The following is a 26,382-nucleotide window of genomic DNA, read 5'->3' as shown; positions in this document are numbered from 1 at the left end:
TTGAATTCACTTTTGATAGAGTGTTTTTTGAAAAAAATAGAATATGAAAATATTAGTGACCGGCGGACTAGGATTTATTGGTTCACATACAGTTGTAGAACTTCAAAACGAAGGTTTTGAGGTGGTAATAATTGATGACTGCTCCAATTCCTCTGAGAAAGTGCTGGAAGGTATTTCTTCAATAACGGGTAAAATGCCTCTTTTTGAAAAAATAGATTTAAAAGAAAAAGCTAAGGTTGAAGATTTTTTCAAAAGACATCATGACGTAGAGGGAGTTATTCATTTTGCGGCTTCAAAAGCGGTTGGCGAAAGTGTAGAGAAACCACTTTTATATTATGAAAACAACTTGGGCACACTGGTTTATCTCTTAAAAGAATTGTCTAAAAAGGATAACTCCAACTTTATTTTTAGTTCATCTTGTACGGTTTATGGGCAAGCAGATGAAATGCCTATTAGTGAAAAAGCACCTGTGAAGCCTGCGGAGTCTCCTTATGGGAATACCAAGCAAATGGGAGAGGAAATTATTCGTGATACTTGTATTGTAAATGATAAAATGAACGCCATTGCATTGCGTTATTTCAACCCTATGGGTGCGCACCCTAGTGGTAATATTGGTGAGTTGCCAATTGGTGTGCCGCAGAACCTTGTGCCTTTTATTACGCAGACTGGTGCTGGGTTACGAGAGCAATTATCAGTGTTTGGAGATGATTATCCTACTGAAGATGGTACATGTGTTCGGGATTATATTTACGTGGTAGATTTAGCGAAAGCTCACGTTCAGGCATTACAGCGTTTGTTGGGGGGTAAAAATAAAGAAAATTACGAGATCTTTAACCTAGGAACAGGAAAAGGAAGCTCGGTACTTGAAGTAATTCACAGTTTTGAAAAAGTTTCGGGTAAGAAACTTAATTATAAAATAGTGGATAGAAGGGCTGGTGATATTGTTTCGGCTTACGCAGATACTACAAAAGCAAATGAAGTATTAGGGTGGAAATCTCAATACACGTTAGATGAGGCAATGAAGTCTGCATGGGAATGGGAACAAAAAATTAGGGCATAGTCGTAATAGGTTGTTTTGTGTGGCCTAATAAGTTGCTGTTAAATTCTTTGTAAAGCAAAACCAACTTTGAATCAGAAACGTAGATAATTTATGGTTTTGAATTTTTCAGATAGTACGGACTTACTTGCCAATGCAGAGAAAAAAGAGCTTTATCAGAAGCTGGTCGCTCAGATTATAAAAGACTTTGGTCTTGCTAATATTTATATAGATTTGGAGGTAGATATTCTCCCCGAAGGACTCATAAGTGTCTTAAGGGAGAAAATCTACCGTCTAATTATGGAGCGCTTTTCTGAATACCTCAATTTGCTCTACATTGTAGATGTTCCGGAAAGGGCGTTCAAAGAAATTAAGGTAACAGATGTAGTAGAGGTAGCTGATCAGGTGACTTTTTTAGTCTTGAAAAGAGAGTTGCAAAAAGTCTGGTTGAAAGAAAAATACTCCTAAAAATATACCCGTACAAAGGGCATCCAGGCATTGGCGTAAATACTCTTGTCATCATCATAAAGCACATCATAACGTATTCCAACAGTAAAATTTCGGTCCGTATATCCTAAGCCTAGGAACAACGCAGGAGACCAGTAATTATCCTCAATTGTAGACAAATTGTTAAAAGAGAGTGTTTGGTTGATGCGTAATTGTTCTAGTTCTGCAGAAATCTGTAAGAAAGGAATAGGGTTGTAAAGCGAAAGAATACTTCCGCCGTAGGCGTAACGTTTATTATTGTCATATTTGGCATAGTTGAAAGTAAGGCTGACACCACTGGCAAATTGCTCGTTAAATTGATAGATGGCACTGGGAGCTACGGATGCATTGAAACCTCCATTTGTTAGTCCAAAACCTAATCCACCACCAAATCGTACGTTATTCCAGAAATCTGTTGTGTTAGAAGTGTTTTGTGCGTAACAACTTATGCTAATAAGTATAAGAAATAACCCTAAAAAAAGTTTTTTTGAGATCAAAGAAAGTTTTTTAATCATTATCTTTATTTTTTCAATATTGCATACTAAGATACGCCCCAGAAATGGGAAATGTTGTATTTTTGTACCCATTTATTTGCATGACAGAGAATCTTCTATGGACAAATATTCCTTTCTAAATACCGCTCATACCTCTTTTTTTGCGGAACTATACGACAAGTATATTACTAACCCCGATAGTGTTGAGCCTAGTTGGCGAGCATTTTTTCAAGGTTTTGATTTCGGAACAGAATCCGCTTTGGACGAGCTGGATTTAGAGACTTTGGTCTCAGTCAACGGAACTCAGAATAATGCTGGTGCAGAAATGCCGCAATCTCTTCAGAAAGAGTTTCAGGTCATTCGGTTGATTGATGGTTACCGTAGTAGAGGACATTTATTTACGGAAACCAACCCTGTTAGAGAGCGTAGACAATATGAGCCAACACTTGATATCGAAAATTTTGGCTTATCACAAAGTGATATGGGAACCGTGTTCAGTGCGGGCGATGTTATTGGTATTGGTGCGAGTACTTTAAAAGAAATTATTGATCACTTACGTCGCATTTACTGTGATGCCATTGGTGTTGAGTATATGTATATTCGTAAGCCAGAGCGTATTGAGTGGATTCAAAATTGGTTGAATGTTAATGACAATCACCCAAAATTCGATAACGAACATAAAAAACGTATTCTTAGAAAACTGAATCAAGCGGTTTCTTTTGAAGGCTTTTTGCATACCAAATATGTTGGGCAAAAACGATTTTCTTTAGAAGGTGGTGAATCATTGATTCCTGCCCTTGATGCTGTTGTTGAACGTGCTGCAGAACTTGGTGTGGAGCAGTTTGTAATGGGTATGGCTCATAGAGGTAGACTTAACGTGCTTACCAATATATTTGGCAAAGCCGCTAAAGATATTTTCAGTGAATTTGATGGTAAAGATTACGAGCAAGAGATTTTTGATGGTGATGTAAAATACCATTTAGGTTGGACGTCTGATCGCAAAACGGACAATGGTAAAAAAATAAAAATGAACATTGCTCCAAATCCTTCTCACTTAGAGACGGTCGGTGCAGTGGTAGAGGGTATTGCACGTGCAAAACAAGATGCCCATTTTCCAGATGAATTTTCAAAAGTGCTACCCATAGTAGTGCATGGTGATGCGGCAATTGCTGGTCAGGGGCTTATATATGAGTTGGTGCAAATGGCCAACTTAGACGGGTATAAGACAAACGGTACTATACATATAGTAGTTAATAATCAAATTGGTTTTACTACGAACTATTTAGATGCACGTACATCTACGTATTGCACAGATGTAGGTAAGGTTACTTTAAGTCCGGTTTTACATGTAAATGCGGATGATGTTGAAGCTGTCGTGCATGCGTCTTTATTTGCTTTGGAGTATCGTATGCGTTTTAATAGGGATGTATTTATTGATTTGTTAGGATATAGAAAATATGGTCATAACGAAGGTGATGAACCTCGTTTTACGCAACCAAAATTGTACAAGGCCATAGCCAAGCATCAAAATCCGCGTGACATTTATGCGCAAAAATTATTGGCAGAAGGTGTAATAGAAGATGACTTTGTTCAAAAGTTAGAGGAGGAATACAAGGCTTCTTTAGAGGAAGAGCTTGTAGATTCCAGAAAAGAGGATAAGACGGAAATCACTCCGTTTATGGCTGATGAATGGAAAGGTTTTGTTAACGTTCGTGAGTGGGAAATGATGGAGAAAGTAGATACTACTTTCGATAAAAAAGAACTTACCAAAATTGCGAAAGTTATAACCGAGCTTCCAAAGGATAAAAAATTCTTGCGAAAGGTCGATAAACTGATAAGAGATCGTAAGAAAATGTTCTTCGAATCTGATAGGTTAGATTGGGCCATGGGTGAATTATTAGCCTATGGTACATTGTTGCAGGAAGGTTATGCGGTTCGTATGTCGGGTCAAGATGTGGAACGTGGTACGTTTTCGCATAGGCATGCCGTAATGAAGGTAGAAGAAAGTGAAGAAGAGGTGATATTGCTTAATCATTTGAGTGAGGAGCAAGCAAAACTTCAAATTTATAATTCACTCCTATCAGAGTATGGTGTGGTTGGTTTTGACTATGGTTATGCTATGGCAAGCCCAAATACCTTAACTATCTGGGAAGCACAGTTTGGGGATTTCAGTAACGGAGCCCAAATTATGATTGACCAGTATATTTCGGCTGCCGAAGATAAATGGAAGCTTCAGAACGGTTTAGTGATGTTGCTTCCGCACGGTTATGAAGGACAGGGGGCAGAACATTCTTCTGCTCGTATGGAGAGATACTTGCAGCTTTGCGCTAGAGATAACATGTATATTGCAGATGTTTCTACGCCTGCGCAGATGTTTCATATCTTGAGGAGGCAAATGAAAGTAAATTTCAGAAAGCCGCTGATTATTTTCACCCCTAAAAGTTTGTTGAGACATCCAAAAGCGGTGTCTACGGTAGATGAATTGGTGTCAGGAAGTTTTCTAGAAGTTATAGATGATGATTCGGTTACGGTTAGTAAGGTGAAATCGGTAGTATTTTGTACCGGTAAATTTTACTATGATTTACTAGCGGTAAAAGAAGAGCAGAATAGAGAAGATGTTGCTTTAGTTCGTGTAGAGCAATTGTTTCCAGTGCCAGCTGAAAAGATGAAAGAGGTAATTGCAAAATATAAAAAGGCCGATGATTTGGTCTGGGCGCAAGAGGAACCAAGAAACATGGGTGCTTGGAGTCATATGATGATGCATTTTAGTGATTCGGACAAATTTAGAGTGGCGTCAAGAAGATTTTATGCTTCTCCGGCTGCGGGTAGTGCTGTTCGTTCTAAAATGAGACATCAGCAAGTAATCGATTATGTATTCGATAAGACTAAGAATAATATGTCAAAACCATTACCTAAACCTAGTGACGATTAGGGATTGGTTGTTCAAATAGTAAAGATAACACAGCAAATAAGTATAGCATGATATTAGAAATGAAAGTCCCATCTCCGGGCGAATCTATCACCGAAGTAGAAATTGCGGAATGGTTGGTGGAAGATGGCGATTACGTTGAAAAAGACCAGGCCATTGCCGAGGTTGATTCGGATAAAGCTACTTTGGAACTTCCTGCTGAAGAAAGCGGAGTTATTACATTAAAAGCCGAAGTAGGTGATGCTGTTGCCGTTGGTGCGGTAGTTTGTTTAATAGATACAGATGCTGCAAAACCTGCAGGTGATACTACTGAAAAAGAATCAGTAGCAGAAAAGAAAAGTGAGCCTAAAAAAGAAGAGACTAAGGCGCCTCAACCAGTTCAGGTAAAAGAAACTTACGCTTCTGGTGTAGCTTCTCCTGCCGCTAAGAAAATATTAAGTGAAAAAGGTATTGATTCTTCTTCGGTAAAAGGTAGTGGTAAAGATGGCCGCATCACTAAAGATGATGCTGTAAATGCAGTTCCTTCCATGGGTACACCTACCGGAGGGAATAGAGGAGAGACTCGTTCAAAACTTTCTATGTTGCGTAGAAAAGTTGCGGAACGTTTGGTGTCTGCTAAAAATGAAACGGCTATGCTTACAACTTTTAACGAAGTTGATATGTCGGCTATTTTTGAGCTTAGAAAACAATATAAAGATGCTTTTAGAGATAAGCACGGTGTGGGGCTAGGCTTTATGTCTTTCTTTACTAAAGCTGTCGTTCGTGCATTAGAAATGTACCCTGCGGTGAATTCTATGATAGACGGTAAAGAAATGATTTCTTATGATTTCTGCGATATTAGTATTGCAGTATCTGGGCCTAAAGGATTAATGGTGCCAGTTATCAGAAATGCAGAGAACCTTACTTTTAGAGGTGTTGAAGCAGAGGTAAAACGGTTAGCTATCCGTGCTCGTGAAGGGGAGATTACTGTAGACGAAATGACTGGAGGTACCTTTACCATTACTAATGGAGGTGTTTTTGGTTCTATGTTGTCTACGCCAATTATCAACCCACCACAAAGTGCAATTTTAGGTATGCATAATATAGTAGAAAGACCTATAGCTAGAGATGGGGCTATTGCTATTGCGCCTATTATGTATGTGGCGGTATCTTATGACCACCGTATTATTGATGGCAAGGAATCTGTTGGATTTTTGGTGGCAATAAAAGAAGCATTAGAAAATCCGGAAGAATTGCTGATGGATGGTAATGTTAAGAAAGCTTTAGAAATGTAGTTAAAGGCTGCATCTTAAATATACAAGGCCCTGAAGATTTTAATCTTTAGGGCTTTTTTATGATATACTATAATAAGATGCGTCTCTGTGTTACTTTCTTAGGTAGACGCAATATTTGTCATAATCTATTACAGCTTTTGCTTTTTTAAGTACATCGGCGCCAATAATGCCATCTACAGGAAAGGCGTTGTGGGCGGTAAGAGCTTGGTTTACATGAACAAGGTCAAAAAGAACGATTTTCAAGTTTTTTTTCTTCCAATTCCCTATTTCAATTTTGTTTTTTGCTGATATTAAGGTTTCCATATCCGTAGCTCCAGCGCCTGCCGCTTTTATTTCTGATACTTCAGATGCTAAACCAAATTGTGTTATTTTATCAATGCCAATGCAGGTATTAGAAGCGCCGGTATCTAAAATAAACCTTCCTTTTATACCATTAATTTTAGCGGATATTTCAAAGTGGTCGGTTTGGGTGAGCTTTAGAGGGATTTGGGTATATTTTTTTTTCCGAAGAAATCTTTTCAACGAGGACATGTATTCTTTTTGTCAAAGATAAGGCTATTTTTGCAGCATGATACTAACAGATACGCACACCCATTTATACAGCGAGGCATTTGATGAGGATAGGGAGGAGGCTATAGCAAGGGCAATAGCACTTGGTGTTGAGCGCTTTTTTATTCCTGCAATAGATTCAACGTATACAGAATCCATGATTGATTTGGAAAAATCTTATCCTAATCATATTTTTTTAATGATGGGCTTGCATCCCACCCATGTTAAAGAAAACTTCAAAGAGGAGTTAAAACACGTTGAGGAAATGCTTGAACAGCGAAAATTTTATGCTGTAGGTGAAATAGGAGTTGATTTGTTTTGGGATAAAACTTTTCTAAAAGAACAGCAAGAAGCGTTCAAAGCGCAAATACAATTAGCTAAAAAGTATAAATTACCCATAGTTATTCATTGTCGTGATGCCTTTGATGAAGTTTTTGAAGTATTGGAGAGCGAAAAAGGAACGGATTTATTTGGTATTTTTCATTGTTTTACGGGTACTCTAGAGCAAGCCAAAAAAGCTATTTCATATAATATGAAACTTGGTATTGGTGGTGTTGTTACGTTCAAAAATGGAAAAATAGATAAATTTCTGCATGAAATTCCATTAAATAGTATAGTCCTAGAGACAGATTCGCCTTATTTGGCACCCGTGCCGTATCGAGGTAAGCGCAATGAAAGTGCTTATATAATGAATGTGCTAGAGAAACTGGCAGATATATATAAGGTCTCAACAGAATCAGTTGCGGATATTACTACAGAAAACTCAAAACAGGTGTTTGGGGTGTAAATGCTCCTATTCTGATTGTAAAACTTAAAAACTCTAGGTTTGAAAAATAAAAGTAACATCCTTTTAATATATACTGGCGGTACTATTGGTATGGTAAAGGATTATGAGTCCGGCGCTCTTAAGGCGTTTAATTTTGATAAGCTGCTGAAAAATATACCAGAACTCAAGCAGTTAGATTGTGATATCAACTCCGTTTCGTTTGATATGCCAATTGATTCTTCTAATATGAACCCTGCACATTGGGTGGAGATTGTCACAATTATAGAAGAGAATTATGAGTCGCATGATGGTTTTGTTGTGCTTCATGGTAGTGATACAATGAGTTATACGGCTTCTGCTCTTAGTTTTATGCTTGAAAATTTAGCCAAACCTGTAATTTTTACCGGTTCTCAATTACCTATTGGAGATTTACGGACGGATGCTAAGGAGAATTTAATTACTTCCATTCAGATTGCAGCTTTGCAAAGAAATAATAGGCCAGTTGTTCAAGAAGTAGGGCTATATTTTGAGTATAAATTGTATCGCGCCAATCGTACCACAAAAATAAATGCAGAGCATTTTCAAGCATTTGCTTCACTAAATTATCCGGAGTTAATAGAGTCGGGAGTGCATCTAAAAGTCAGTGAAGAATATTTGTTGCCTTACGTGAAGCGCAAAAAGTTTAAGGTACATAGATACATGGATACTAATGTGGCTATATTGAAGTTGTTTCCGGGTATTGGACCTGCAGTTTTAGAGGGAGTTGTTAATATTCCTGGTTTAAAAGGTGTGATTTTGGAAACTTATGGGGCAGGAAACGCTCCAAATGAGCCTTGGGTAATTGATATTCTCAAGAAGGCAAAAAAAAATAATATTCATATTATTAATGTTACGCAATGTTCAGGAGGCAGTGTTTCTATGGGGCGCTATGAAACCAGTAAACAATTAGAAGAATTGCAAGTTATTAATGGTAAAGACATTACAAGTGAGGCGGCTATAGCTAAGCTTATGTATCTATTAGGTAATAATGTTTCATCTAAGTTGTTCAAAAGTATATTTGAGACTTCGCTGCGTGGTGAGATACAAGAAAATTAGCAGTTTTAATTTCATGAACTAATATTTTTTTTGTTATTTGGGCACCCCTTAAAAAGGGTGATCTTGTCTGGTCTGTTTTTTGTTAAAACGGACTTGTTTTTAAGATGAATTTAGAGAGGTGGCCGAGTGGTCGAAGGCGCACGCCTGGAAAGTGTGTATACACCAAAAGTGTATCGAGGGTTCGAATCCCTTCCTCTCTGCAGAACAAAAAGATTTTTCAGTATAAATTAGTTTAGACTGGAAATATTTGTAAGTTTAGTTTTTATATGCAAAATGGAAGTCTATGCTTGATAACGTCAGGTAAAGACATTGGCTTAAAGGCCTGTTTCTAAGTCTTGCCCAATATTTGGCAGTCACTTCCGTGATGCAACGAAGTTTTACTTTTTTTATTGTGATTTTTTTTTATCTTTAACCCTATTAAATAACTAATTTAAGTTTGAACAAATGAAAAAATTATCCTCTATCCTAGCCATGGGCGGGTTGTTTGTAATGAGTACAAATACTGTTAATGCAATGGCTACTGTAGCACTTATGCAAGATGCCCCTGCCGAAGCTGAAGTAGGTTTTACCCAGATGTTGAAAGAAATGTTTATACAAGGTGGTGCCGGTTTTATGGGTATTGTTCTTTTGTGTTTGATTCTTGGTCTGGCAGTAGCAATTGAAAGAATTATTTACTTGAACATGGCAACTACTAATACTGGTAAGCTAAGACAGCAAGTAGAGGATGCATTGGCATCTGGTGGCGTTGAAGCTGCAAAAGAAGTTTGTAGAAATACAAAAGGTCCAGTTGCTTCTATATACTATCAAGGTTTAGATAGAGCTGGTGAAAGTGTTGAATCTGCAGAAAAAGCTGTTGTAGCTTATGGTGGTGTTCAGATGGGTCAATTAGAAAAGAATGTTTCTTGGTTGTCTTTGTTTATCGCTATTGCACCAATGCTTGGTTTCATGGGTACGGTAATTGGTATGATTCAGGCCTTCCAGAAAATTAGTGCGGTTGGTAACCTTAGTGCATCTCTTATTGCAGGTGATATCCAGGTAGCATTATTAACAACGGTATTTGGTCTTATTACTGCTATTATCCTTCAAATCTTTTATAACTACATCATTGCAAAAATCGATAGCATAGTTAATGATATGGAAGATTCATCTATTGTTTTGATAGATATGTTGGTGGATCACAAAAAATAAGTCACACACATAATACCTTAAATTATGCACAAAATTGTAAAAATTATATTGGTTGTTGTGGGCTTAATAGGCGCTGCCTTATGGTTCATGCTTCCAGAGGCTGAGATGCCGGCTTCCGAGGCTGCTAATAACGGAGCTCTTAATGCAATGTTTGCCATTACATGGTTGCTGTTAGGAATAGCTGTGGTTTTTAGTCTTGTATTCGCTCTTAAAAACTTGTTTTCGAATCCTGCTAACCTAAAGAAAACTCTATTTGTAGTAGTTGGTTTTCTTATTGTTGTTGGAATTGGATTTGTATTGTCTAGCGGTACTGATGTCAGTATTGAAGAAATGGCTGCTAGAGGTATTCCTACCGATGAGTCTGAGATTAAGAGAATCGGTGCGGGTCTAAACGTATTTTTCATATTGACTCTTATAGCTGTAGGAGCTATGCTTTGGGGCGGTGTTAGAAAAATGATTAAATAAATAAAGAACTAAATTATGTCTAGAAGAGGAGGACCAGCAGAGGTAAACGCCGGATCAATGGCAGACATAGCATTCTTGCTACTTATATTTTTCTTGGTTACCACGACCATTGAAACTGATGCAGGTTTGGATCGTATGTTGCCGCCTATTGAGCCGCCTACGGAAGAACCACCAGTAATTAAGGAGAAGAATATCTTTACGGTTAACATTAACCGTAATGGTCAGTTGTTAGTAGAAGACGAGCTTACCGATATCAAAAAGTTACGAGAAAAAGCTATGGCTTTCTTGGATAACGGTGGAGCGCCGTCAGGTTCTCCTGAATATTGTAGCTACTGTAAAGGTAAGAGGTTGTCCGAGTCATCTGATAATCCTGCTAAAGCTATTATATCTTTAAAGAACGACCGTGAGACAAAGTATAGTACATATATAACAGTTCAGAATGAATTGGTAGGTGCATATAATGATCTTAGAAATCGTGAGGCACAACGTCTTTATAAGCGAGACTTTACTGATATGGAATCAGAATACCTTAATCCCGAGACGGACGCTAGTAGAAAAGAGGATCTCAAAGAAAAGGTTAAGCGGATTCAGGATTTGTTTCCACAGAAGTTGTCAGAAGCTGAGACGGGTTCAAGTAATTAATAAGAGCTAAAAAAATATAATATGTCAAAGTTTGCAAAGAAAAAGGATGCCGGTTTACCAGCTGTGAACACTGCATCGTTACCTGATATTGTATTTATGCTTTTATTCTTCTTCATGACCGTAACGGTTATGAAAGATAATAGCTTGAAAGTAGAGAATACTTTACCTAACGCTAGCGAAACCAAGAAATTGGAGAAGAAGGATAGGGTTATATATATTTATGTTGGAGAGCCAACATCACAATATGTAGCTCAATTTGGAAAGGAAGCAAGAATTCAATTGAACGATAAGTTTTCTGCTCCTTCTGATGTAGGTGACTATATTTTACAGGAAAGAGCTAAAAAGCCACAAGAACTTCAAAATGTTTTGACTACGGCTTTAAAAGTTGATAAGAATGCAAATATGGGATTGATATCTGATATTAAGCAGCAGTTAAGGGAGGTTAATGCATTAAAAGTCAATTATACGACTTATGATGGTGATGCCTTCAACAACTTGCAGTAGTATTTCTTAAACTTATAAGTACAAGCGCCTCGGAATTTTTACCGAGGCGTTTTTTATTTGCTTAATTTTGGGTTTATGAAGCGTTATTTATACGGATTACTTCTTTTTTTTAGTGGTAGTGCAGTTGCACAGATAACTGCAGATTCAACCACTGTTGATTCAAGGTATCTTGAAGATCAGTTTTATATTGGAATTACTTATAATTTTCTTTTGAATCAACCAGAGGGTGTAAGCCAGCGAAACTTGTCTTATGGGTTAGAGGCTGGTTTTATTCGAGATATTCCATTAAATGACAGTCGCACTACTGCTATAGGCTTAGGAATTGGATACGGAGTGTATTCGTATTACTCAAATCTTAAAGCGGAAGAGACTGTTTCTGGTGTTTCATATAGTGTACTTGAGAGTGATAACGATTTTAAACGGAACAAGATAGAAACTCATATGTTGGAGGTTCCTTTTGAGGTTCGTTGGAGAAATTCTAGTGCGTCAGAATATAAGTTTTGGAGATTGTATGCAGGTATGAAATTTGGTTATGTGTTTGGAGGAAGGTCCAAGTTAGTTCCTGCAGATACTGGGAAAGTCTCGTTTTATAATCATGATATTCGTGATTTTCAATATGGACTAACATTGAATTTTGGATATAATACGTTCAATCTTCATGCATATTACTCATTAACGAGCATTTTTAATGATGGCGTTATTGTGGGGAGTGAAAGCTTAAATTCTAAACCGCTGAGAATAGGTCTAATCTTTTATATTCTGTAATATAAAGGAAGCTTCACGTTATAGCCAAAACCTAATAATTATTAGTTGGGAAGTGAAACCTACTAAAAAGCCAAGAATCACTTCTGCACGACTATGTGCTTTTAGATATAATCTAGAGGTTGCAACCAATCCTGTAAGAAGAGTGAAAAAGCTTAATCCTAGTGTTATATTTACTTCAAAGTGAATACTTAGTGCCGTTAAGAACATAACTAGGCTACCCATACCCATTAGATGCATGCTTATTTTTAGTTTAAAGAATAAAGATAAGAGAGCTGTTAAGGCTGCTATGATCAGTCCAACAAAATAGAAGTGAAGTTCTGCAATATTCGTGTTCGGTATTACTTTATAAACTACAAATAGAAGTAGTATAATGTGTATGTACATTGGGTATCTCCTCTCTTTTGGAGATGACATAAAAACGCTCTCAACTAAACCTAGATTCTTTAGGATAAAGTATACTATTATCGGTATGATAACGGTAAGTATAAAAATGGGTAGCACATTAGCGCTCTGGATGGCTATGGTGCTGTATTTAGGTGTAATTAAGAAGTAGGCGAGTGTGCCTGCTACAGGAATAAACAAAGGGTGGAAAATGTAGGATATAGCCTTTAAGAAAACCTTCATTAAATCTGTTTGCGCAACCGTGCTACGGGAATATCTAGTTGTTCCCTGTATTTTGCAACTGTTCTTCTAGCAATAGGATATCCTTTTTCTTTTAGTATTGCCGCTAGTTTATCGTCTGTAAGGGGTTTTTTCTTTGATTCTTCGCCAATGACAGTCTCAAGAATTTTTTTAATTTCTTTGGTTGACACATCTTCCCCTTGGTCATTTTTCATTGATTCGGAGAAAAACTCTTTTATTAATTTGGTGCCGTAAGGTGTGTCAACATATTTGCTATTAGCTACCCGCGATACAGTCGAAACATCCATTTCAATTTCATCCGCAATATCTTTCAGTATCATGGGGCGAAGATTGCGTTCGTCTCCGGTAAGAAAGTATTCAGATTGATAGTGCATGATTGAATTCATTGTTATGAACAACGTCTGCTGCCGCTGTCTAATAGCGTCAATAAACCACTTTGCGGCATCTAACTTCTGCTTGATGAAAAGGACTGTGTCTTTTTGCGATTTTGATTTTTTCTTAGCATCCTTGTAGCCCTTCAGCATATTGTTGTACTCTCTTGATACGTGCAGTTCAGGGGCATTTCTGCCGTTTAGGGTAAGTTCTAATTCGCCGTCAACTATTCTTATGGAGAAATCAGGTACAACATGTTCTACCATGCGATTATTTCCTGAGTAGGAGCCACCTGGTTTAGGATTCAGTTTTTCAATTTCAGAAATAGCATCTCTAAGTTGTTCTTCAGTAATGTTATATTTCTGAATAAGTTTTTTATAGTGTTTTTTGGTAAACTGCTCAAATGATTTTTCAAGAACGGTAATGGCCAGTTCAACACTGGGCGTAACCTCTTTTCTTTTCAATTGAATAATGAGGCATTCTTCCAGAGAACGCGCCGCAACACCAGGTGGGTCCAACTTTTGAACTAGTTTTAGAACCTTTTCAATTGTTTCCTCTTCAGTATATATGTTTTGGGTAAATGCAAGGTCATCGGTGATGTCTGCAATAGGTCTTCTGATGTAACCGCTTTCATCTACACTGCCCACTAAGAATTCCGCTATACTCCATTCTTGGTCGTTTAAATAAACGGTGTTAAGTTGATTTAATAAATACTGGTTGAATGAAGTTCCGGCAGCATAGGGGACATTTTTTTCCTCGTCGTCCGCGCTGTAGTTATTTGCTTTTGTACGGTAATCGGGTATTTCGTCATCACTTAAATAATCATCTATATTGATGTCCTCTGCCGAAATAACTTCACTGTCCTGTTCATCATTTTCATAAGTGTCTGCAAAGTCATCGTCAATTGAGTCCGATTCTTCTTTGCCGCCTTCCAATGCAGGGTTCTCTTCTAGCTCTTGCTTAAGACGTTGTTCAAATGCCTGGGTAGGCAGTTGAATTAACTTCATGAGCTGTATCTGCTGTGGAGATAGCTTCTGCGATAATTTAAACTGTAAGTGTTGTTTTAGCATTTAAGACTAATATAGCTTGCCTTCTAAGATAACTAATTCTAACTAAAATTCTGCATTTTGTGGTGTTCGTGGAAATGGAATTACATCGCGAATATTACCCATGCCCGTAGCAAAAAGCACCAAACGCTCAAATCCAAGACCAAAACCACTATGAACAGCACTACCAAATTTTCTAAGGTCTAGGTACCACCATAATTCTTCTTCATCAATACCAAGTGCGGCCATTTTTTCTTTAAGCACATCTAAGCGCTCTTCACGCTGTGAACCACCAACTATTTCACCAATACCAGGGAAAAGAATGTCCATTGCGCGAACTGTCTTTCCGTCTTCGTTAAGGCGCATGTAAAATGCTTTTATTTTGGCGGGATAATCAAATAGGATAACTGGGCATTTAAAGTGTTTTTCAACTAAAAAGCGCTCGTGTTCACTTTGTAAATCTGCTCCCCATTCATTAATAGGGTATTGAAATTTCTTCTTTTTATTAGGCTTGCTATTTCTTAAAATGTCAATAGCCTCCGTATAGGTAACTCGTTTAAAGCTATTTTCAGAAACGAATTTCAGCTTTTCTATCAGCGGCATTTCGCTTCGTTCTGCCTGAGGCTTTGTTTTTTCTTCGTCTAAAAGGCGCTTTTCTAAAAACTGAAGGTCATCTTGACAGTTTTCAAGAACATATTTAATAACATTTTTAATGAAATCTTCGGCAAGGTCCATGTTGTCGTTAAGGTCAAAGAAAGCCATTTCGGGCTCTATCATCCAAAACTCAGCTAAATGCCTAGATGTATTACTGTTTTCTGCACGAAATGTAGGTCCAAAAGTATAGACTTTACCCAATGCCATGGCGTAGGTTTCGGCTTCTAATTGTCCTGAAACGGTTAAATTGGTTTCCTTTCCGAAGAAATCTTCTTTATAGTTGATATCGCCATCTTCTGTTAATGGCGGTTTTTTACTATCTAATGTACTTACTTTAAACATTTCTCCCGCACCTTCTGCATCAGAACCTGTGATGATAGGAGCGTGAAAATAATTAAAACCATTTTGTTGAAAATACTGGTGTATTCCAAAAGATAATGCTGAACGTACACGCATTATGGCGGCAAAAGTATTGGTACGAATACGTAAGTGTGCTTTTTCTCTTAAAAACTCTAAAGAGTGCTTTTTGGGTTGGATAGGGTAAGTTTCTGGGTCAGCCCCACCAAGAATAGCAAGCTCACTAACTTGAATTTCTACTTTTTGACCTTTGCCTTGGCTTTCTACCAAGGTACCTGTAATTTTTACGGCAGCACCAGTGTTTATCTGCTTGAGAATATTTTCATCAAACGACTCAAAATCTACAACACACTGTATATTATTGATAGTTGATCCATCGTTTAAAGCTATAAAACGATTGCTTCTGAATGCTTTTACCCATCCATTTATAGCTACTTCTTGTAGTAAGAGGTTTTCTGAAAGTAATTCTTTTACGCTGTAAGAGTTCATCTAAGTCACTTGAAAATTGAAGGGCAAAGATAAGTTTTTGATAAAAGAATCAATGCTTATGATCGTTTAAATCAACCTCAATTTTTACTATCCTCGTCTTCACCCTGTGGAAGAATGTCAATTTGTGGTTTTTTAAGGATTTTTTTACTCGCAATATTCCGTTCTAAGGATAATAACAATGATGGTAACAGAATTAGGTTGGCAAGCATAGCGAACATAAGTGTTGCTGAAACCAAAGCTCCTAAGGCAACCGTTCCTCCAAAGTTAGAAATAATAAATACGGAAAACCCAAAGAAAAGCACAATAGAGGTGTAGAACATACTTACCCCCGTTTCACGAAGCGCAGCATATACTGACTTTTTTATTTGCCATCTATTAGCCATTAATTCTTGCCGATATTTGGCTAAAAAGTGAATCGTGTCATCCACAGAAATGCCAAAAGCAATGCTAAATACTAGTATAGTTGAGGGCTTAATAGGAACACCTACAAACCCCATAATACCTGCCGTAACTACTAAAGGAAGCAAGTTTGGAATGAGTGAAATGATAATCATTCTAAATGATCTGAATAGATAGGCCATAAATAAAGCAATCAGGAAAATTGCAAATGCCAATGACAGGATTAAATTTTTTACAAGGTATTTAGTACCCTTTAAAAACAATAGGGCACTTCCCGTCATATAAACATTATAGCGGTCCGGCGGGAAAAATTTATTGATGTTTTCGTTAAGGCGTTCTTCAATTTGCTCCATACGATCTGTTTTCACGTCTTGCATGAAGGTGGTTATACGAGCAGTTTGTCCCGTACTGTCAACAAAATTTTTGAGCAAGTTGCCATTTCCATCAGAATTTTGGGCAACTTTCATGATAAAGTTATTTTCCTGAGAAGTAGGTAGCTGATAGTATTTTGGAATACCGTTGTAAAAGGCCTGTTTAGAATATTTAACCAGGTTTACGACTGAAATGGGCTTGGAAAGTTCGGGAATTTCGGTAATGACCTCGCTAAGCTGGTCTATACGTTTTAGGTTGGCCGGTTTTAATACGCCTTTTGGCTTCTTGGTATCTACTACTATTTCTACGGGCATGATTCCATCAAACTCTTTTTCAAAGAAGCGAATATCCTTGAAGAACTCAGCGCTTTTCGGCATGTCTTCTATGGGGCTTCCAGAAATTTCAATTTGGTAGATACCAATAATACTAGTAATCAATAAGATTAAGGAAACAATATAAACGGCAATTCTCCGCTCCCTAACTATGCGTTCCATCCAGTTAACAAAAGCATCGATCCAGCGTTTGTTTAAGTGTTTTAGGTGTCTTGTTTTTGGAAGTGATAAAAAGCTATAGATTATCGGAATAATCAAAAGCGAAAGGATAAAAATACCGATGATATTTATAGACGCTACAATACCGAATTCCTTGAGTAATTTACTATCCGTAATAATGAATGTGGCAAAGCCCGAAGCCGTAGTCATGTTTGTCATCAACGTGGCATTACCTATTTTGGATATTACCCGTTGTAATGAAAGCGCTTGGTTTCCGTGCTTCTTAACTTCTTGCTGATATTTATTGATCAGAAAGATACAGTTAGGGATACCGATAACGATAATTAACGGAGGAATCAATGCAGTGAGTACGGTGATTTCATACTGCAAAAGCCCTAAGATCCCAAAGGCCCACATTACCCCAATAATTACAACGCACATAGATATAAATGTGGCTCTAAAACTTCTGAAAAAGAAAAAGAAAATGAGGGAGGTGACACCAAGAGCAGCTAGTATGAACTTCCCAATTTCATCTATAATGTTTTGGGAATTCATAGTCCTGATGTAGGGCATACCAGATACCCGTACGTCTAGGCCTGTTTCTGTTTCAAAGTTTTCAATAAGGTGGTTAAGGTCTTCTAGTACAAAATCTTTACGGACGCTAGTGTTAACAATATCACCATCTAGATTGGCAATGGTTCTGACCGTTCCACTTTCTTTATTAAAAAGAAGGTTGTCATAAAAGGGCAATTCGTTAAATAGATGATTTTTTATACTATCTATTTCTTTTTTTGTCTTTAGTTCAGAACTAATAAGGGGTTTAAGAACGAATTTTTGATTGTCGTTGTCTTTTTTAAGTTCTTGAAGATTGTCTAAAGAGAGGACAAAATCTATTTCTGGAAAAGCAGCCAACTGTTTGCTGAATTTGTTCCACCTGTTGATATTGGTTGGGGTGAATAGGGTGGAATCGTGAATAGCGAAAACAATAGCATTTCCTTCCTCACCAAATTGGTCTAAAAATTCCTGATATTCAAGATTAACAGGGTGATCATCGGGTAAAAGGTTTGCTTGGGTATTGCTGAAACGCATATTTTTCCACTGCATACCCAAGAAAACTGTGAATGCAACTATTAAAATAAGTATCAGAATACGGTTCCGAAGAATTATACTTGCTGTTTTCTCCCAAAAACCTTGTTTAAGTTTGGCTGCCATCGTTCGATTTTTCCGAGCGCAAAGGTATAGAATGATTAGGTGTGTTCCTAAAATGTAATATTTAATTAACGTATTGGCTAGAAATAAAAAAAGCAGCCATATAGGCTGCTTCTAAATTTTAAATAAAAGGTCAAAATTAGACTTTCATTATTTCTGCTTCTTTGACCACTAAAAAGGCATCTACCTTTTTAATGTATTTGTCTGTAAGCGTTTGGACATCTACTTCTGTGTTCTTTTGTAAATCTTCAGAAGCATCCTCCAAATCACGGATTTCTTTGTTTGCATCTTGGCGTGCGCTACGAATACCAACTTTGGCATCTTCAGCTTCGGCTTTTGCTTGCTTGGTTAATTGAATTCTGCGTTCCTCGGTCAATGGCGGCACGTTAATGATAACAAAGTCGCCATTGTTCATTGGGTTAAAGCCCAAGTTGGAGTTCATAATCGCCTTCTCAATTTCCTGCAGCATATTTTTCTCCCAAGGCTGTACTGAAATTGTACGTCCATCTGGAGTATTTATATTCGCTACTTGCGTTAGCGGAGTCTGAGAGCCATAGTATTCTACCATTACGGAAGAAAGCATAGCGGGATTCGCTTTACCTGCACGTATTTTAACAAACTCTTTTTCTAAATGCCTCATTGCAGCATCCATACTTTCCTTTGCGGAATCAAGTATAAACTGTATATCTTCGTTCATAATTCAAATATAATATAAGCTACTAATAAAACTAAATTAAGGCTAAAGATTAACTACGGTGCCAATATTCTCGCCTTCTACTAATTTAATTAAGTTGCCCTGTGTATTCATATCAAAAACCACAATTGGTAGTTCGTTTTCTTGACTTAAAGTGAATGCGGTAGTATCCATTACTTTAAGGCCTTTTAAAAGAACGTCAGCAAAAGAAATGGTGTCAAACTTAGTTGCATTCTTATCTTTTTCAGGGTCTGAGGTATAAATACCATCAACACGTGTACCTTTAAGAATCACATCAGCTTCAATTTCTATAGCTCGTAATACGGCTGCTGAATCTGTAGTGAAGTACGGGTTTCCTGTTCCGCCCCCAAAAATTACAACCCTGCCTTTTTCTAAATGTCTCATGGCACGTCTTCTAATAAAAGGTTCGGCTACTTCATTTATTTGAATAGCAGATTGCAAACGTGTTTGTACACCTTGTAGTTCCAATGCGCTCTGAAGCGCAAGACCATTAATGACCGTAGCGAGCATACCCATATGGTCACCCTGAACACGGTCCATACCTGTAGCGGCACCTGCAAGGCCTCTAAAAATGTTTCCGCCGCCAATAACAATGGCTACTTCAACACCTTTTTCAACTACTTCTTTAATTTCTTCTGCGTATTCTGCAAGACGTTTAGAGTCTATTCCGTATTGCTTTTCGCCCATTAAGGCTTCACCGCTAAGTTTTAAGAGAATTCTTTTGTATTGCATGGCTAGTATTTCGTTGAGGCAAAAATAATCAAAAAAACTTAGGGTTGGTTTTTGAATCCGCATATAAAATGAACCTTAATTATTTCCTAATAATGACGGAGTATTCTGTTATATTTTATAATCTTGCAAACCTCTGTAAACGGGGTTATTACTTACATTAAAGTGCTAAACTATATACAATGAAGAAAATATGCTTACTCGCTTTTACTGTGCTATTGGCCAGTTGCGGAGCGACCAAAACAGTATTAACAGCGGATAAAACACCGGTCTTGGCTATGTTAGATTTAAAAAATGTGGTAGATGATAAAGTTGTTGTAACGGTAGATGCGGGTGCTTTTACAACGGACACGGTTTCTTTCTTTATACCTAAAACGGTGCCTGGTACGTATAGTACTGATAATTATGGGCAATATATTGAAAGTTTCAAAGCTTTTGATTACGATGGAAAAGAAATGGCATTTTCAAAAACCGATGATAATACTTGGAAGATCTCCGACGGAAAGAATCTGGATAAAGTCACGTATTACGTTAACGATACGTATGATACAGAGGGTGAAGTAGCGGATAAGGTTTTTTCGCCATCGGGTACAAATATTAATGCGAATAAGACTTTTATGTTGAATTTGCACGGTTTTGTGGGGTATTTTGGAGGGTTGAAAGAAGTGCCTTATCAACTAGCTATAACGCGACCCGAAGCTCTGAAGCCGACAACCTCATTAACACCTGCAACGGTAGAATCACCAATTGCCAATGTTGATGTTTTTAATGCGGATAGGTATTTTGAAGTTATAGATAATCCTATTTTATACGCTAAACCTAATACGGAAACATTTGAAATAAATGGTATTACCGTGACCTTAAGTGTGTATTCGCCAACGGGTATTTATTCGGCCTTAAGCTTAAAGAACCGTATGGAAAAAATGATGGCTGCTCAAAAAACCTTTCTAGGTGAAATTAATGGGACAAAGATTTATAATATTTTATTGTATTTGTCTACCATGGAAGCTGATGATGCATCAGGTTTTGGAGCTTTGGAACACCATACTTCTACAGTGGTTGTTTTGCCGGAAGCCATGCCAAAGGATCGTTTGGAACAGGCAATGGTAGATGTAGTTTCCCATGAGTTTTTTCATATCGTTACACCGTTGACAATCCATTCTAAAGAGGTTCAGTATTTTGATTTTAATGACCCAAAAATGTCTAAACATTTATGGATGTACGAGGGGACAACTGAATATTTTGCCAATCTCTTCCAAGTACAACAAGGTCTTATAGGTGAAGCGGAATTTTATCAGCGCATGATGGATAAGGTGAATAATGCTAAATCATATGATGATGAGATGTCATTTACAGAAATGAGTAAGAATATTCTAGTAGAGCCTTACAAGAAGAATTATGCCAACGTTTATGAAAAAGGTACGTTGATTAACATGGCGCTTGATATTCGGTTACGTGAATTAAGTAATGGTAAAAAAGGAGTGCTGTGGTTAATGAAGGAGCTATCGGCAAAATACGGTAACGATGTTCCGTTTGAGGATGATAATTTGTTTGATGAAATAGTAGCGATGACCTACCCTGAAATTCGCAGTTTCTTTGATACCTATGTGATTGGGACCACTCCAATTAATTACAATGAGTTTTTGCTTAAAGTGGGGCTTAAGGCTGGTGTAGTGGAGCAAGAGTCAGGATATTTCTTAGATGGTGATAATCCTTTTATAGATGTAGATCCGAGTGATGAAAGTATTGTTTTCATTAGAGAAGGAATTGAGCTTAATAGCTTTTTTGTAAATATGGGAGCACAAGGCGGTGATGTAATAAAAAGTATAAATGATACGCCCATTACTCTAGAGTCGATCCGGCCTATTATTGGTAAAAGTTTTGGGTGGACTGCTGATACCGATATAAAGATGACGGTTACAAGAGGGGAAGAAGATGTAGTGTTAGAAGGTAAGGTGGGTAATCCAACTTTAAATGTTGAAACGATAACTCCTGTTGATAACCCTGGTGCGGATGCAATTAAACTAAGAGGGTCTTGGTTAAAAGGAGGGGAGTAATAGCATTGATTTATGGATAGAATAGAAAAGCGCTACTGTAGAGGTAGCGCTTTTTATTTGGAGTAGCTAGAGTCATAAAATATAGTATAAAAAAAATCACCTTAACAATTAAGTTAAGATGATTTTATACTATTATTTGATGTGGAATTTATCCTACTGTTGCACGCTTAAAGCCTGTAACATGAACATCTCCATGAGATTCAACATATTTTGCTACATTGATTTTCTCATCTTTAATGAAATTTTGGTCCAATAAACACTGCTCTTGATCTAAAGTTGTGTTATCAGAAATAAATCTTTCCATTTTACCAGGAAGAATTTTGTCCCAAATTTGCTCTGGCTTGCCTTCAGCTTTCAATTGTGCTTTCGCATCTTCTTCGGCTTTAGCTATAACTTCAGGAGTTAATTGAGACATTGAAATGTACTGAGGAACGTTTTTAAGGGTTTTGCCCAAACGACCTAACTCTTCGTTGTCCTTTTCAATTACAGCAATTCTAGCTTCTGTTTCAGCAGCAACGAAGGAAGGGTCAAAATCTTTGTAAGACAAAGTTGTTGCCCCCATTGAAGCTACTTGCATAGAAACATCTTTTGCTAAAACTTCAGCAGAATCTACTTTAGCAGATAGACCAACTAATGCCGCAATCTTATTAATGTGTACATAAGTACCTACATAAGGAGCTTCTAGTTTTTCAAAAGCGGTGATTTCTAACTTTTCACCAATAACGCCTGTTTGCTCAACTAATTTTTCAGCAACAGTCATTCCTCCAAAATCAGCAGCTAAAAGTGCTTCTTTAGAATCGTAGTTTAAAGCTATTTCAGCAAGTTGATTTGCTAAAGCTAAGAAGTTTTCATTTTTTCCAACAAAATCGGTTTCACAACCTAGTACGATTGCAACACCAACTGTTTGGTCAGCATTCAATTTAGAAACTGCAGCACCTTCAGATGAATCTCTATCAGCTCTTTTAGCAGCTACTTTCTGTCCTTTCTTACGAAGAACTTCAATTGCTTTGTCAAAATCTCCTTCAGCTTCGACTAAAGCATTTTTGCAGTCCATCATTCCTGCGCCAGTAGCTTTTCTTAATTTGTTTACTTCTGCGGCTGTAATTTTTGCCATCTTATGTTATATTTTACAATTTGCTCTAAGATAGCGAGAATTACTAGCGCTATCTTAAAGCAAATGTTATGTTATTATTTTATTTATAAAAGGAAGAAAAGAACCTATTCTACACCACCTTTAACACTGTCTTGCCACTCTTTAAGCTCGTCCCATTTACCATCTGCAGCCATTTTAGCTTGCTTTGGCCATGAAGTTGGGTCAAGGTGTGCCATTCTAGAGCTAGCCTCAGTAAGGATCTCTTTGATTTTTTCTGGATCACCTTCCGCTAATTTAGCGTAAGAATCAAAACCAGCGTTAACTAAAGCTTCAGCGGCTTTTGGTCCAACACCTTCTATTTTAGTAAAGTCCACGGCTTCAGCAGTTGCAGCAGCTACAGGAGCTTCTGCTTTTGGAGCTTCTTTAACTTCTTCCTTAGGAGTTTTAGCTACTTCTTTTTTAGGCTGCTCTTTTTTGCTTGTATCGGCACCTTCTTTATCTGATTGTTTTTCTGACTTACGCTCAGCAAGACCTTCCGCGATAGCGTCAGTTACTTGAGTCATAATGATATCGATAGATTTTGAAGCATCATCATTAGATGGAATCAAATAATCAACATCTCTTGGGTCTGAATTGGTATCAACCATTGCAAAAATAGGAATGTTTAATTTTTGAGCTTCCTTAACGGCAATGTGCTCACGCATAGTGTCAACAATGAACAAAGCGCCAGGTAGACGAGTCATGTCAGAAATAGAACCTAAGTTCTTCTCTAATTTAGCACGAAGACGATCTACTTGTAGACGTTCTTTTTTAGACAAAGTCAGGAACGTACCGTCCTTTTTCATACGGTCAATGGATGCCATTTTCTTTACCGCTTTACGAATGGTAACGAAATTGGTCAACATACCACCTGGCCATCTTTCTGTAATGTAAGGCATGTTTACGTTGGCTACTTTTTCAGCAACGATATCTTTTGCTTGTTTTTTTGTAGCTACGAAAAGAATTTTTCTTCCAGATGCAGCAATTTTCTGAAGGGCTTCATTAGCCTCATCTAATTTTGCAACTGTTTTGTAAAGGTTGATTACGTGAATCCCGTTACGCTCCATGTAGATGTAGGGCGCCATGTTAGGGTTCCACTTTCGTGTAAGGTGTCCAAAATGTACACCAGCTTCCAATAATTGTTTTACTTCGACTTTCGCCATTTGAATTTAGTTTACGTTCTTATGAATTGGCAATGCTTAAGTGGTATGTCTAAAATAGACAAGCCTCAAGCATTTAGATGCTAAACTAACGGTGTCTTTGAACATGAGATGTTCTTAGGTCTCCCGAATAACTATTCCTTGCTAGAAGAAAATAGTTTTTAATTTATCCGCTTAAAGCGAACTTTCAATGAACTTTGATTAAAGAAAAAATATAAAAAAGGTATCCATCGTGAGATGGATACCATAATAATCTTGAATATTAACGTTTCGAGAACTGGAATTTCTTACGAGCTTTCTTCTGTCCGAATTTCTTACGTTCTACCATTCTTGGATCACGAGTTAATAAACCTTCTGGTTTAAGAACTAGTCTGTGCTCTTCATCAACTTCACACATAGCTCTAGAAAGAGCTAAACGTATAGCTTCTGCTTGACCAGTAATACCACCACCGTATACGTTTACACTTACGTCGTAAGTTTCTTCGTTTTCAGTAAGTGCAAAAGGTTGTTTAACCTTATACTGTAGAGTAGCCGTTGGGAAATAATCGTTAAGATCTCTCTGGTTTACAGTGATGTTTCCTTTTCCTTCTGAAACATAAACACGAGCAACCGCTGTCTTTCTTCTTCCGATTTTATGAATGGTCTCCATTACTTGAATTCTTTTAAATTGATAACCTGTGGTTTTTGAGCTTCATGGTTATGTGCTGTTCCAACAAAAACTTTAAGGTTTCTGAAAAGATCGGCACCCAATCTGTTCTTAGGAAGCATTCCTTTAACCGCTTTTTCTACAATTGCTTCAGGTTTTTTAGCCAAAAGCTCTTTTACGGATGTAGTACGCTGACCACCAGGATAACCTGTGTAACGAGAATAGGATTTGTCATCCCATTTGTTTCCGGTTAAAATGATTTTCTCAGCATTGATAACAATCACATTGTCACCACAATCAACATGAGGGGTGAAATTTGGCTTATGTTTTCCTCTAAGCATTTTGGCGACTTTGGAAGCCAATCGGCCTAAAGTCTCTCCTTCTGCATCAACTAATAACCACTGTTTGTCAACAGTTGTTTTATTGGCAGAAACGGTCTTATAACTTAATGTATCCACTACGGTTACTTTTTAATTAAACACTTCAATCCCGTCAAACGGGCTGCAAATGTACACTAATTCTATTGAAAAACAAGTGCTGTTTCGCTATTATTTTTAGTTAAAAACACTCTTTTTCAATTTCTTGTGCAAATTTAAATAAAAACAAAGATCTAAAACGAATGTTTCTGATGGATTAGACATCGGCAGGTCTGTTTATATGAAAAAGGGATTCTCGGTGTTCAAGATTCCTTTTTTCAGAAGGACCCTCATGTTGTGCTGAGTTTATTTTGTATGCTTGTAAGTTTATAGGTTTAATGTTATACCACCGTTGTAGTATGTGTTTTTTCCTATGTTTCTACCATCTATAATAGTTCCACCTCCAATACTTGCTCCAATGAAATTTGTGATAGGAATATAAAGGTTGCCGCCAAGTTTGGAGTAGTTAACAATTGTTTCAGGGAAGTTTCCGGCAAAACCTGGCCCCATTATATCTACACCGTTTAAAGAGGTTTGAGAATCGAGAAATGCATCTAGGTAAAAGTTTTTGCCAGTATACCCTATTTTCAAGACGGCATTTACAACATCGGGCGCATCAAATTTATCACCAGTTCCAATATTAAAATTGTTATCGGATTTACCTCTTAATCCATATCCGCCAATAATCATGGCAAAAAAACCAGTATTACTTTTATATTGTAAACCTAATTTTCCATCTAGGCCTGGCGCGCCTGACCCAAGAGATAAGATGCCACTTGGTTCATAGTTTAAGGGGATTGAACCTCCTAAAGCCACAATGTAGGTCATTGTACCGTTTGCCAGCTCTTTGATGTAGGGAGCCCATTTTAAAAAGGCGCTGATATCTTGAAAATCTGATTGTTCTGTTGTGCCATTAATAGGGTCTGCACTACCATTGCCTTCTTTCTTAATATATGGTAAACTCCCTATTACCGTAATGTTGTCAGTAATTGCGTATGTGGCGTATATACTATAAATGGTTTGGTCAATTTCGTTATGAGCAGGTACAGGACTTACTTCTTGTCCACCTACATAAAATTCATCATAGTTTCCTGATAAGTAGGATAAGGAAATACTAGCTTTACCTTTTGTGCTAAAAAAACCATCAATAGGTCCTTGGGCGCTCAATCCATTGGTGAAAATACTAGTAGCAATCATAATTGGGGCTAAAACTGCAATTCTTTTTTTCATTTTCATGATATTTTAAAATTATCAGTCTTTGTACGTAGCTAAACTTTTGCCTTACATATTAAATGTTAAAATG

At 37.3% G+C, this 26,382-nt stretch carries 25 protein-coding genes and 1 tRNA gene; 13 read left to right on the top strand and 13 right to left on the bottom strand.

The genetic code is table 11. The features are described from left to right. Window positions 1-43 precede the first annotated feature (43 nt). Together galE and IWC72_RS03210 are read left to right on the top strand one after the other, a co-directional pair. Entirely contained in the window at window positions 44-1,060 is a 1,017-nt protein-coding gene (galE, locus tag IWC72_RS03215) for a UDP-glucose 4-epimerase GalE (RefSeq protein ID WP_194528793.1), read from the top strand. A gap of 90 nt (window positions 1,061-1,150) precedes the next feature. Further along, window positions 1,151-1,504, top strand: coding sequence for a hypothetical protein (locus IWC72_RS03210; RefSeq protein WP_194524804.1), 354 nt, complete (start codon window positions 1,151-1,153; stop codon window positions 1,502-1,504). Here the strand turns inward: IWC72_RS03210 and IWC72_RS03205 are convergent. After that, entirely contained in the window at window positions 1,501-2,037 is a 537-nt protein-coding gene (locus IWC72_RS03205; protein WP_194528792.1) for an alpha-ketoglutarate decarboxylase, read from the bottom strand. The two genes, IWC72_RS03210 and IWC72_RS03205, sit on opposite strands and share 4 nt — an antisense overlap. A gap of 97 nt (window positions 2,038-2,134) precedes the next feature. Here IWC72_RS03205 and IWC72_RS03200 point away from each other — a divergent pair, with 97 nt between their 5' ends. Both IWC72_RS03200 and odhB read left to right on the top strand, forming a co-directional pair. After that, window positions 2,135-4,948: a 2-oxoglutarate dehydrogenase E1 component gene (locus IWC72_RS03200; protein WP_194528791.1), complete on the top strand. Its 2,814-nt coding sequence runs from the start codon at window positions 2,135-2,137 to the stop codon at window positions 4,946-4,948. Window positions 4,949-4,995: 47 nt separating this feature from the next. Then, complete coding sequence (gene odhB, locus IWC72_RS03195; protein WP_194528790.1) at window positions 4,996-6,219, top strand: 2-oxoglutarate dehydrogenase complex dihydrolipoyllysine-residue succinyltransferase; 1,224 nt, start codon at window positions 4,996-4,998, stop codon at window positions 6,217-6,219. A gap of 90 nt (window positions 6,220-6,309) precedes the next feature. Here odhB and IWC72_RS03190 read toward each other — a convergent pair whose 3' ends face one another. Next, on the bottom strand, window positions 6,310-6,750 hold the full coding sequence (locus IWC72_RS03190) for a retropepsin-like aspartic protease family protein (protein WP_194524800.1): 441 nt from the start codon (window positions 6,748-6,750) through the stop codon (window positions 6,310-6,312). Between the two features lie 37 nt (window positions 6,751-6,787). Here IWC72_RS03190 and IWC72_RS03185 point away from each other — a divergent pair, with 37 nt between their 5' ends. The 8 genes from IWC72_RS03185 to IWC72_RS03150 all read left to right on the top strand — a co-directional run bounded on the left by IWC72_RS03185 (window position 6,788) and on the right by IWC72_RS03150 (window position 12,193). Next, window positions 6,788-7,555 carry a TatD family hydrolase gene (locus IWC72_RS03185; RefSeq protein WP_194524799.1) on the top strand — a complete coding sequence of 256 codons (768 nt, stop codon included), beginning with the start codon at window positions 6,788-6,790 and terminating at the stop codon, window positions 7,553-7,555. 39 nt (window positions 7,556-7,594) lie between these two features. Beyond that, complete coding sequence (locus tag IWC72_RS03180; protein WP_194528789.1) at window positions 7,595-8,629, top strand: asparaginase; 1,035 nt, start codon at window positions 7,595-7,597, stop codon at window positions 8,627-8,629. 112 nt (window positions 8,630-8,741) lie between these two features. Further along, window positions 8,742-8,829 (top strand) — tRNA-Ser (locus IWC72_RS03175). Window positions 8,830-9,073: 244 nt separating this feature from the next. Next, a complete protein-coding gene (locus IWC72_RS03170; RefSeq protein ID WP_194524797.1) occupies window positions 9,074-9,817 on the top strand; it encodes a MotA/TolQ/ExbB proton channel family protein in 744 nt (247 codons plus the stop codon). Between the two features lie 24 nt (window positions 9,818-9,841). Further along, the gene (locus IWC72_RS03165; protein ID WP_194524796.1) at window positions 9,842-10,282 is read left to right on the top strand and encodes a hypothetical protein; all 441 of its coding nucleotides are present in this window, start codon (window positions 9,842-9,844) and stop codon (window positions 10,280-10,282) included. 15 nt (window positions 10,283-10,297) lie between these two features. After that, window positions 10,298-10,924: an ExbD/TolR family protein gene (locus IWC72_RS03160; protein ID WP_194524795.1), complete on the top strand. Its 627-nt coding sequence runs from the start codon at window positions 10,298-10,300 to the stop codon at window positions 10,922-10,924. 21 nt (window positions 10,925-10,945) lie between these two features. After that, window positions 10,946-11,428, top strand: a complete 483-nt coding sequence (locus IWC72_RS03155) for an ExbD/TolR family protein (RefSeq protein WP_194524794.1) — start codon at window positions 10,946-10,948, stop codon at window positions 11,426-11,428. 75 nt (window positions 11,429-11,503) lie between these two features. Next, window positions 11,504-12,193 (top strand): porin family protein, encoded by a 690-nt coding sequence (locus IWC72_RS03150; RefSeq protein ID WP_194528788.1) that lies wholly within the window; start codon window positions 11,504-11,506, stop codon window positions 12,191-12,193. Between the two features lie 18 nt (window positions 12,194-12,211). On the opposite strand, the gene IWC72_RS03145 is transcribed toward IWC72_RS03150, so the two are convergent. The 6 genes from IWC72_RS03145 to pyrH form a co-directional block, all read right to left on the bottom strand. Next, window positions 12,212-12,817, bottom strand: coding sequence for a hypothetical protein (locus IWC72_RS03145; protein ID WP_194528787.1), 606 nt, complete (start codon window positions 12,815-12,817; stop codon window positions 12,212-12,214). Further along, window positions 12,817-14,277, bottom strand: a complete 1,461-nt coding sequence (gene rpoN / locus IWC72_RS03140; RefSeq protein WP_194528786.1) for an RNA polymerase factor sigma-54 — start codon at window positions 14,275-14,277, stop codon at window positions 12,817-12,819. The genes IWC72_RS03145 and rpoN overlap by 1 nt, the downstream gene beginning before the upstream one ends. 42 nt (window positions 14,278-14,319) lie before the next feature. Continuing rightward, a complete protein-coding gene (gene asnS, locus IWC72_RS03135; RefSeq protein WP_194528785.1) occupies window positions 14,320-15,753 on the bottom strand; it encodes an asparagine--tRNA ligase in 1,434 nt (477 codons plus the stop codon). A gap of 77 nt (window positions 15,754-15,830) precedes the next feature. Next, window positions 15,831-18,227: an efflux RND transporter permease subunit gene (locus IWC72_RS03130; protein ID WP_194524789.1), complete on the bottom strand. Its 2,397-nt coding sequence runs from the start codon at window positions 18,225-18,227 to the stop codon at window positions 15,831-15,833. A gap of 136 nt (window positions 18,228-18,363) precedes the next feature. Next, on the bottom strand, window positions 18,364-18,921 hold the full coding sequence (gene frr / locus IWC72_RS03125; RefSeq protein ID WP_194528784.1) for a ribosome recycling factor: 558 nt from the start codon (window positions 18,919-18,921) through the stop codon (window positions 18,364-18,366). Between the two features lie 42 nt (window positions 18,922-18,963). Beyond that, the gene (gene pyrH / locus IWC72_RS03120) at window positions 18,964-19,671 is read right to left on the bottom strand and encodes a UMP kinase (protein ID WP_226967933.1); all 708 of its coding nucleotides are present in this window, start codon (window positions 19,669-19,671) and stop codon (window positions 18,964-18,966) included. A gap of 179 nt (window positions 19,672-19,850) precedes the next feature. Between pyrH and IWC72_RS03115 the strand changes: the two genes are divergently transcribed. Next, entirely contained in the window at window positions 19,851-21,725 is a 1,875-nt protein-coding gene (locus IWC72_RS03115; protein ID WP_194528783.1) for a M61 family metallopeptidase, read from the top strand. 148 nt (window positions 21,726-21,873) lie between these two features. Here IWC72_RS03115 and tsf read toward each other — a convergent pair whose 3' ends face one another. From tsf to IWC72_RS03090, 5 genes are all read right to left on the bottom strand, one after another. After that, window positions 21,874-22,839: a translation elongation factor Ts gene (tsf, locus tag IWC72_RS03110; RefSeq protein WP_194528782.1), complete on the bottom strand. Its 966-nt coding sequence runs from the start codon at window positions 22,837-22,839 to the stop codon at window positions 21,874-21,876. 104 nt (window positions 22,840-22,943) lie between these two features. Then, window positions 22,944-24,020 carry a 30S ribosomal protein S2 gene (rpsB, locus tag IWC72_RS03105; protein WP_194528781.1) on the bottom strand — a complete coding sequence of 359 codons (1,077 nt, stop codon included), beginning with the start codon at window positions 24,018-24,020 and terminating at the stop codon, window positions 22,944-22,946. Between the two features lie 259 nt (window positions 24,021-24,279). Next, window positions 24,280-24,666 (bottom strand): 30S ribosomal protein S9, encoded by a 387-nt coding sequence (rpsI, locus tag IWC72_RS03100; protein WP_194524784.1) that lies wholly within the window; start codon window positions 24,664-24,666, stop codon window positions 24,280-24,282. Next, window positions 24,666-25,121, bottom strand: coding sequence for a 50S ribosomal protein L13 (gene rplM / locus IWC72_RS03095; protein ID WP_194524783.1), 456 nt, complete (start codon window positions 25,119-25,121; stop codon window positions 24,666-24,668). Before rplM ends, rpsI begins: the two co-directional genes overlap by 1 nt. A 285-nt stretch (window positions 25,122-25,406) precedes the next feature. Then, on the bottom strand, window positions 25,407-26,309 hold the full coding sequence (locus IWC72_RS03090) for a hypothetical protein (RefSeq protein WP_194528780.1): 903 nt from the start codon (window positions 26,307-26,309) through the stop codon (window positions 25,407-25,409). Between the last annotated feature and the right edge of the window lie 73 nt (window positions 26,310-26,382).

It is taken from the genome of Zobellia roscoffensis, assembly GCF_015330165.1.
Lineage (GTDB): Bacteria > Bacteroidota > Bacteroidia > Flavobacteriales > Flavobacteriaceae > Zobellia > Zobellia roscoffensis.
This window is presented reverse-complemented; position numbering and strand designations above follow the sequence as displayed.

Bases quoted from the DNA above. Each gene is read 5' to 3' on its own strand.
- galE (WP_194528793.1), top strand. From the start codon at position 44: ATGAAAATATTAGTGACCGGCGGACTAGGATTTATTGGTTCACATACA.
- IWC72_RS03210 (WP_194524804.1), top strand. From the start codon at position 1,151: ATGGTTTTGAATTTTTCAGATAGTACGGACTTACTTGCCAATGCAGAG.
- IWC72_RS03205 (WP_194528792.1), bottom strand. From the start codon at position 2,037: ATGATTAAAAAACTTTCTTTGATCTCAAAAAAACTTTTTTTAGGGTTA.
- IWC72_RS03200 (WP_194528791.1), top strand. From the start codon at position 2,135: ATGGACAAATATTCCTTTCTAAATACCGCTCATACCTCTTTTTTTGCG.
- odhB (WP_194528790.1), top strand. From the start codon at position 4,996: ATGATATTAGAAATGAAAGTCCCATCTCCGGGCGAATCTATCACCGAA.
- IWC72_RS03190 (WP_194524800.1), bottom strand. From the start codon at position 6,750: ATGTCCTCGTTGAAAAGATTTCTTCGGAAAAAAAAATATACCCAAATC.
- IWC72_RS03185 (WP_194524799.1), top strand. From the start codon at position 6,788: ATGATACTAACAGATACGCACACCCATTTATACAGCGAGGCATTTGAT.
- IWC72_RS03170 (WP_194524797.1), top strand. From the start codon at position 9,074: ATGAAAAAATTATCCTCTATCCTAGCCATGGGCGGGTTGTTTGTAATG.
- IWC72_RS03165 (WP_194524796.1), top strand. From the start codon at position 9,842: ATGCACAAAATTGTAAAAATTATATTGGTTGTTGTGGGCTTAATAGGC.
- IWC72_RS03160 (WP_194524795.1), top strand. From the start codon at position 10,298: ATGTCTAGAAGAGGAGGACCAGCAGAGGTAAACGCCGGATCAATGGCA.
- IWC72_RS03155 (WP_194524794.1), top strand. From the start codon at position 10,946: ATGTCAAAGTTTGCAAAGAAAAAGGATGCCGGTTTACCAGCTGTGAAC.
- IWC72_RS03150 (WP_194528788.1), top strand. From the start codon at position 11,504: ATGAAGCGTTATTTATACGGATTACTTCTTTTTTTTAGTGGTAGTGCA.
- IWC72_RS03145 (WP_194528787.1), bottom strand. From the start codon at position 12,817: ATGAAGGTTTTCTTAAAGGCTATATCCTACATTTTCCACCCTTTGTTT.
- rpoN (WP_194528786.1), bottom strand. From the start codon at position 14,277: ATGCTAAAACAACACTTACAGTTTAAATTATCGCAGAAGCTATCTCCA.
- asnS (WP_194528785.1), bottom strand. From the start codon at position 15,753: ATGAACTCTTACAGCGTAAAAGAATTACTTTCAGAAAACCTCTTACTA.
- IWC72_RS03130 (WP_194524789.1), bottom strand. From the start codon at position 18,227: ATGGCAGCCAAACTTAAACAAGGTTTTTGGGAGAAAACAGCAAGTATA.
- frr (WP_194528784.1), bottom strand. From the start codon at position 18,921: ATGAACGAAGATATACAGTTTATACTTGATTCCGCAAAGGAAAGTATG.
- pyrH (WP_226967933.1), bottom strand. From the start codon at position 19,671: ATGCAATACAAAAGAATTCTCTTAAAACTTAGCGGTGAAGCCTTAATG.
- IWC72_RS03115 (WP_194528783.1), top strand. From the start codon at position 19,851: ATGAAGAAAATATGCTTACTCGCTTTTACTGTGCTATTGGCCAGTTGC.
- tsf (WP_194528782.1), bottom strand. From the start codon at position 22,839: ATGGCAAAAATTACAGCCGCAGAAGTAAACAAATTAAGAAAAGCTACT.
- rpsB (WP_194528781.1), bottom strand. From the start codon at position 24,020: ATGGCGAAAGTCGAAGTAAAACAATTATTGGAAGCTGGTGTACATTTT.
- rpsI (WP_194524784.1), bottom strand. From the start codon at position 24,666: ATGGAGACCATTCATAAAATCGGAAGAAGAAAGACAGCGGTTGCTCGT.
- IWC72_RS03090 (WP_194528780.1), bottom strand. From the start codon at position 26,309: ATGAAAAAAAGAATTGCAGTTTTAGCCCCAATTATGATTGCTACTAGT.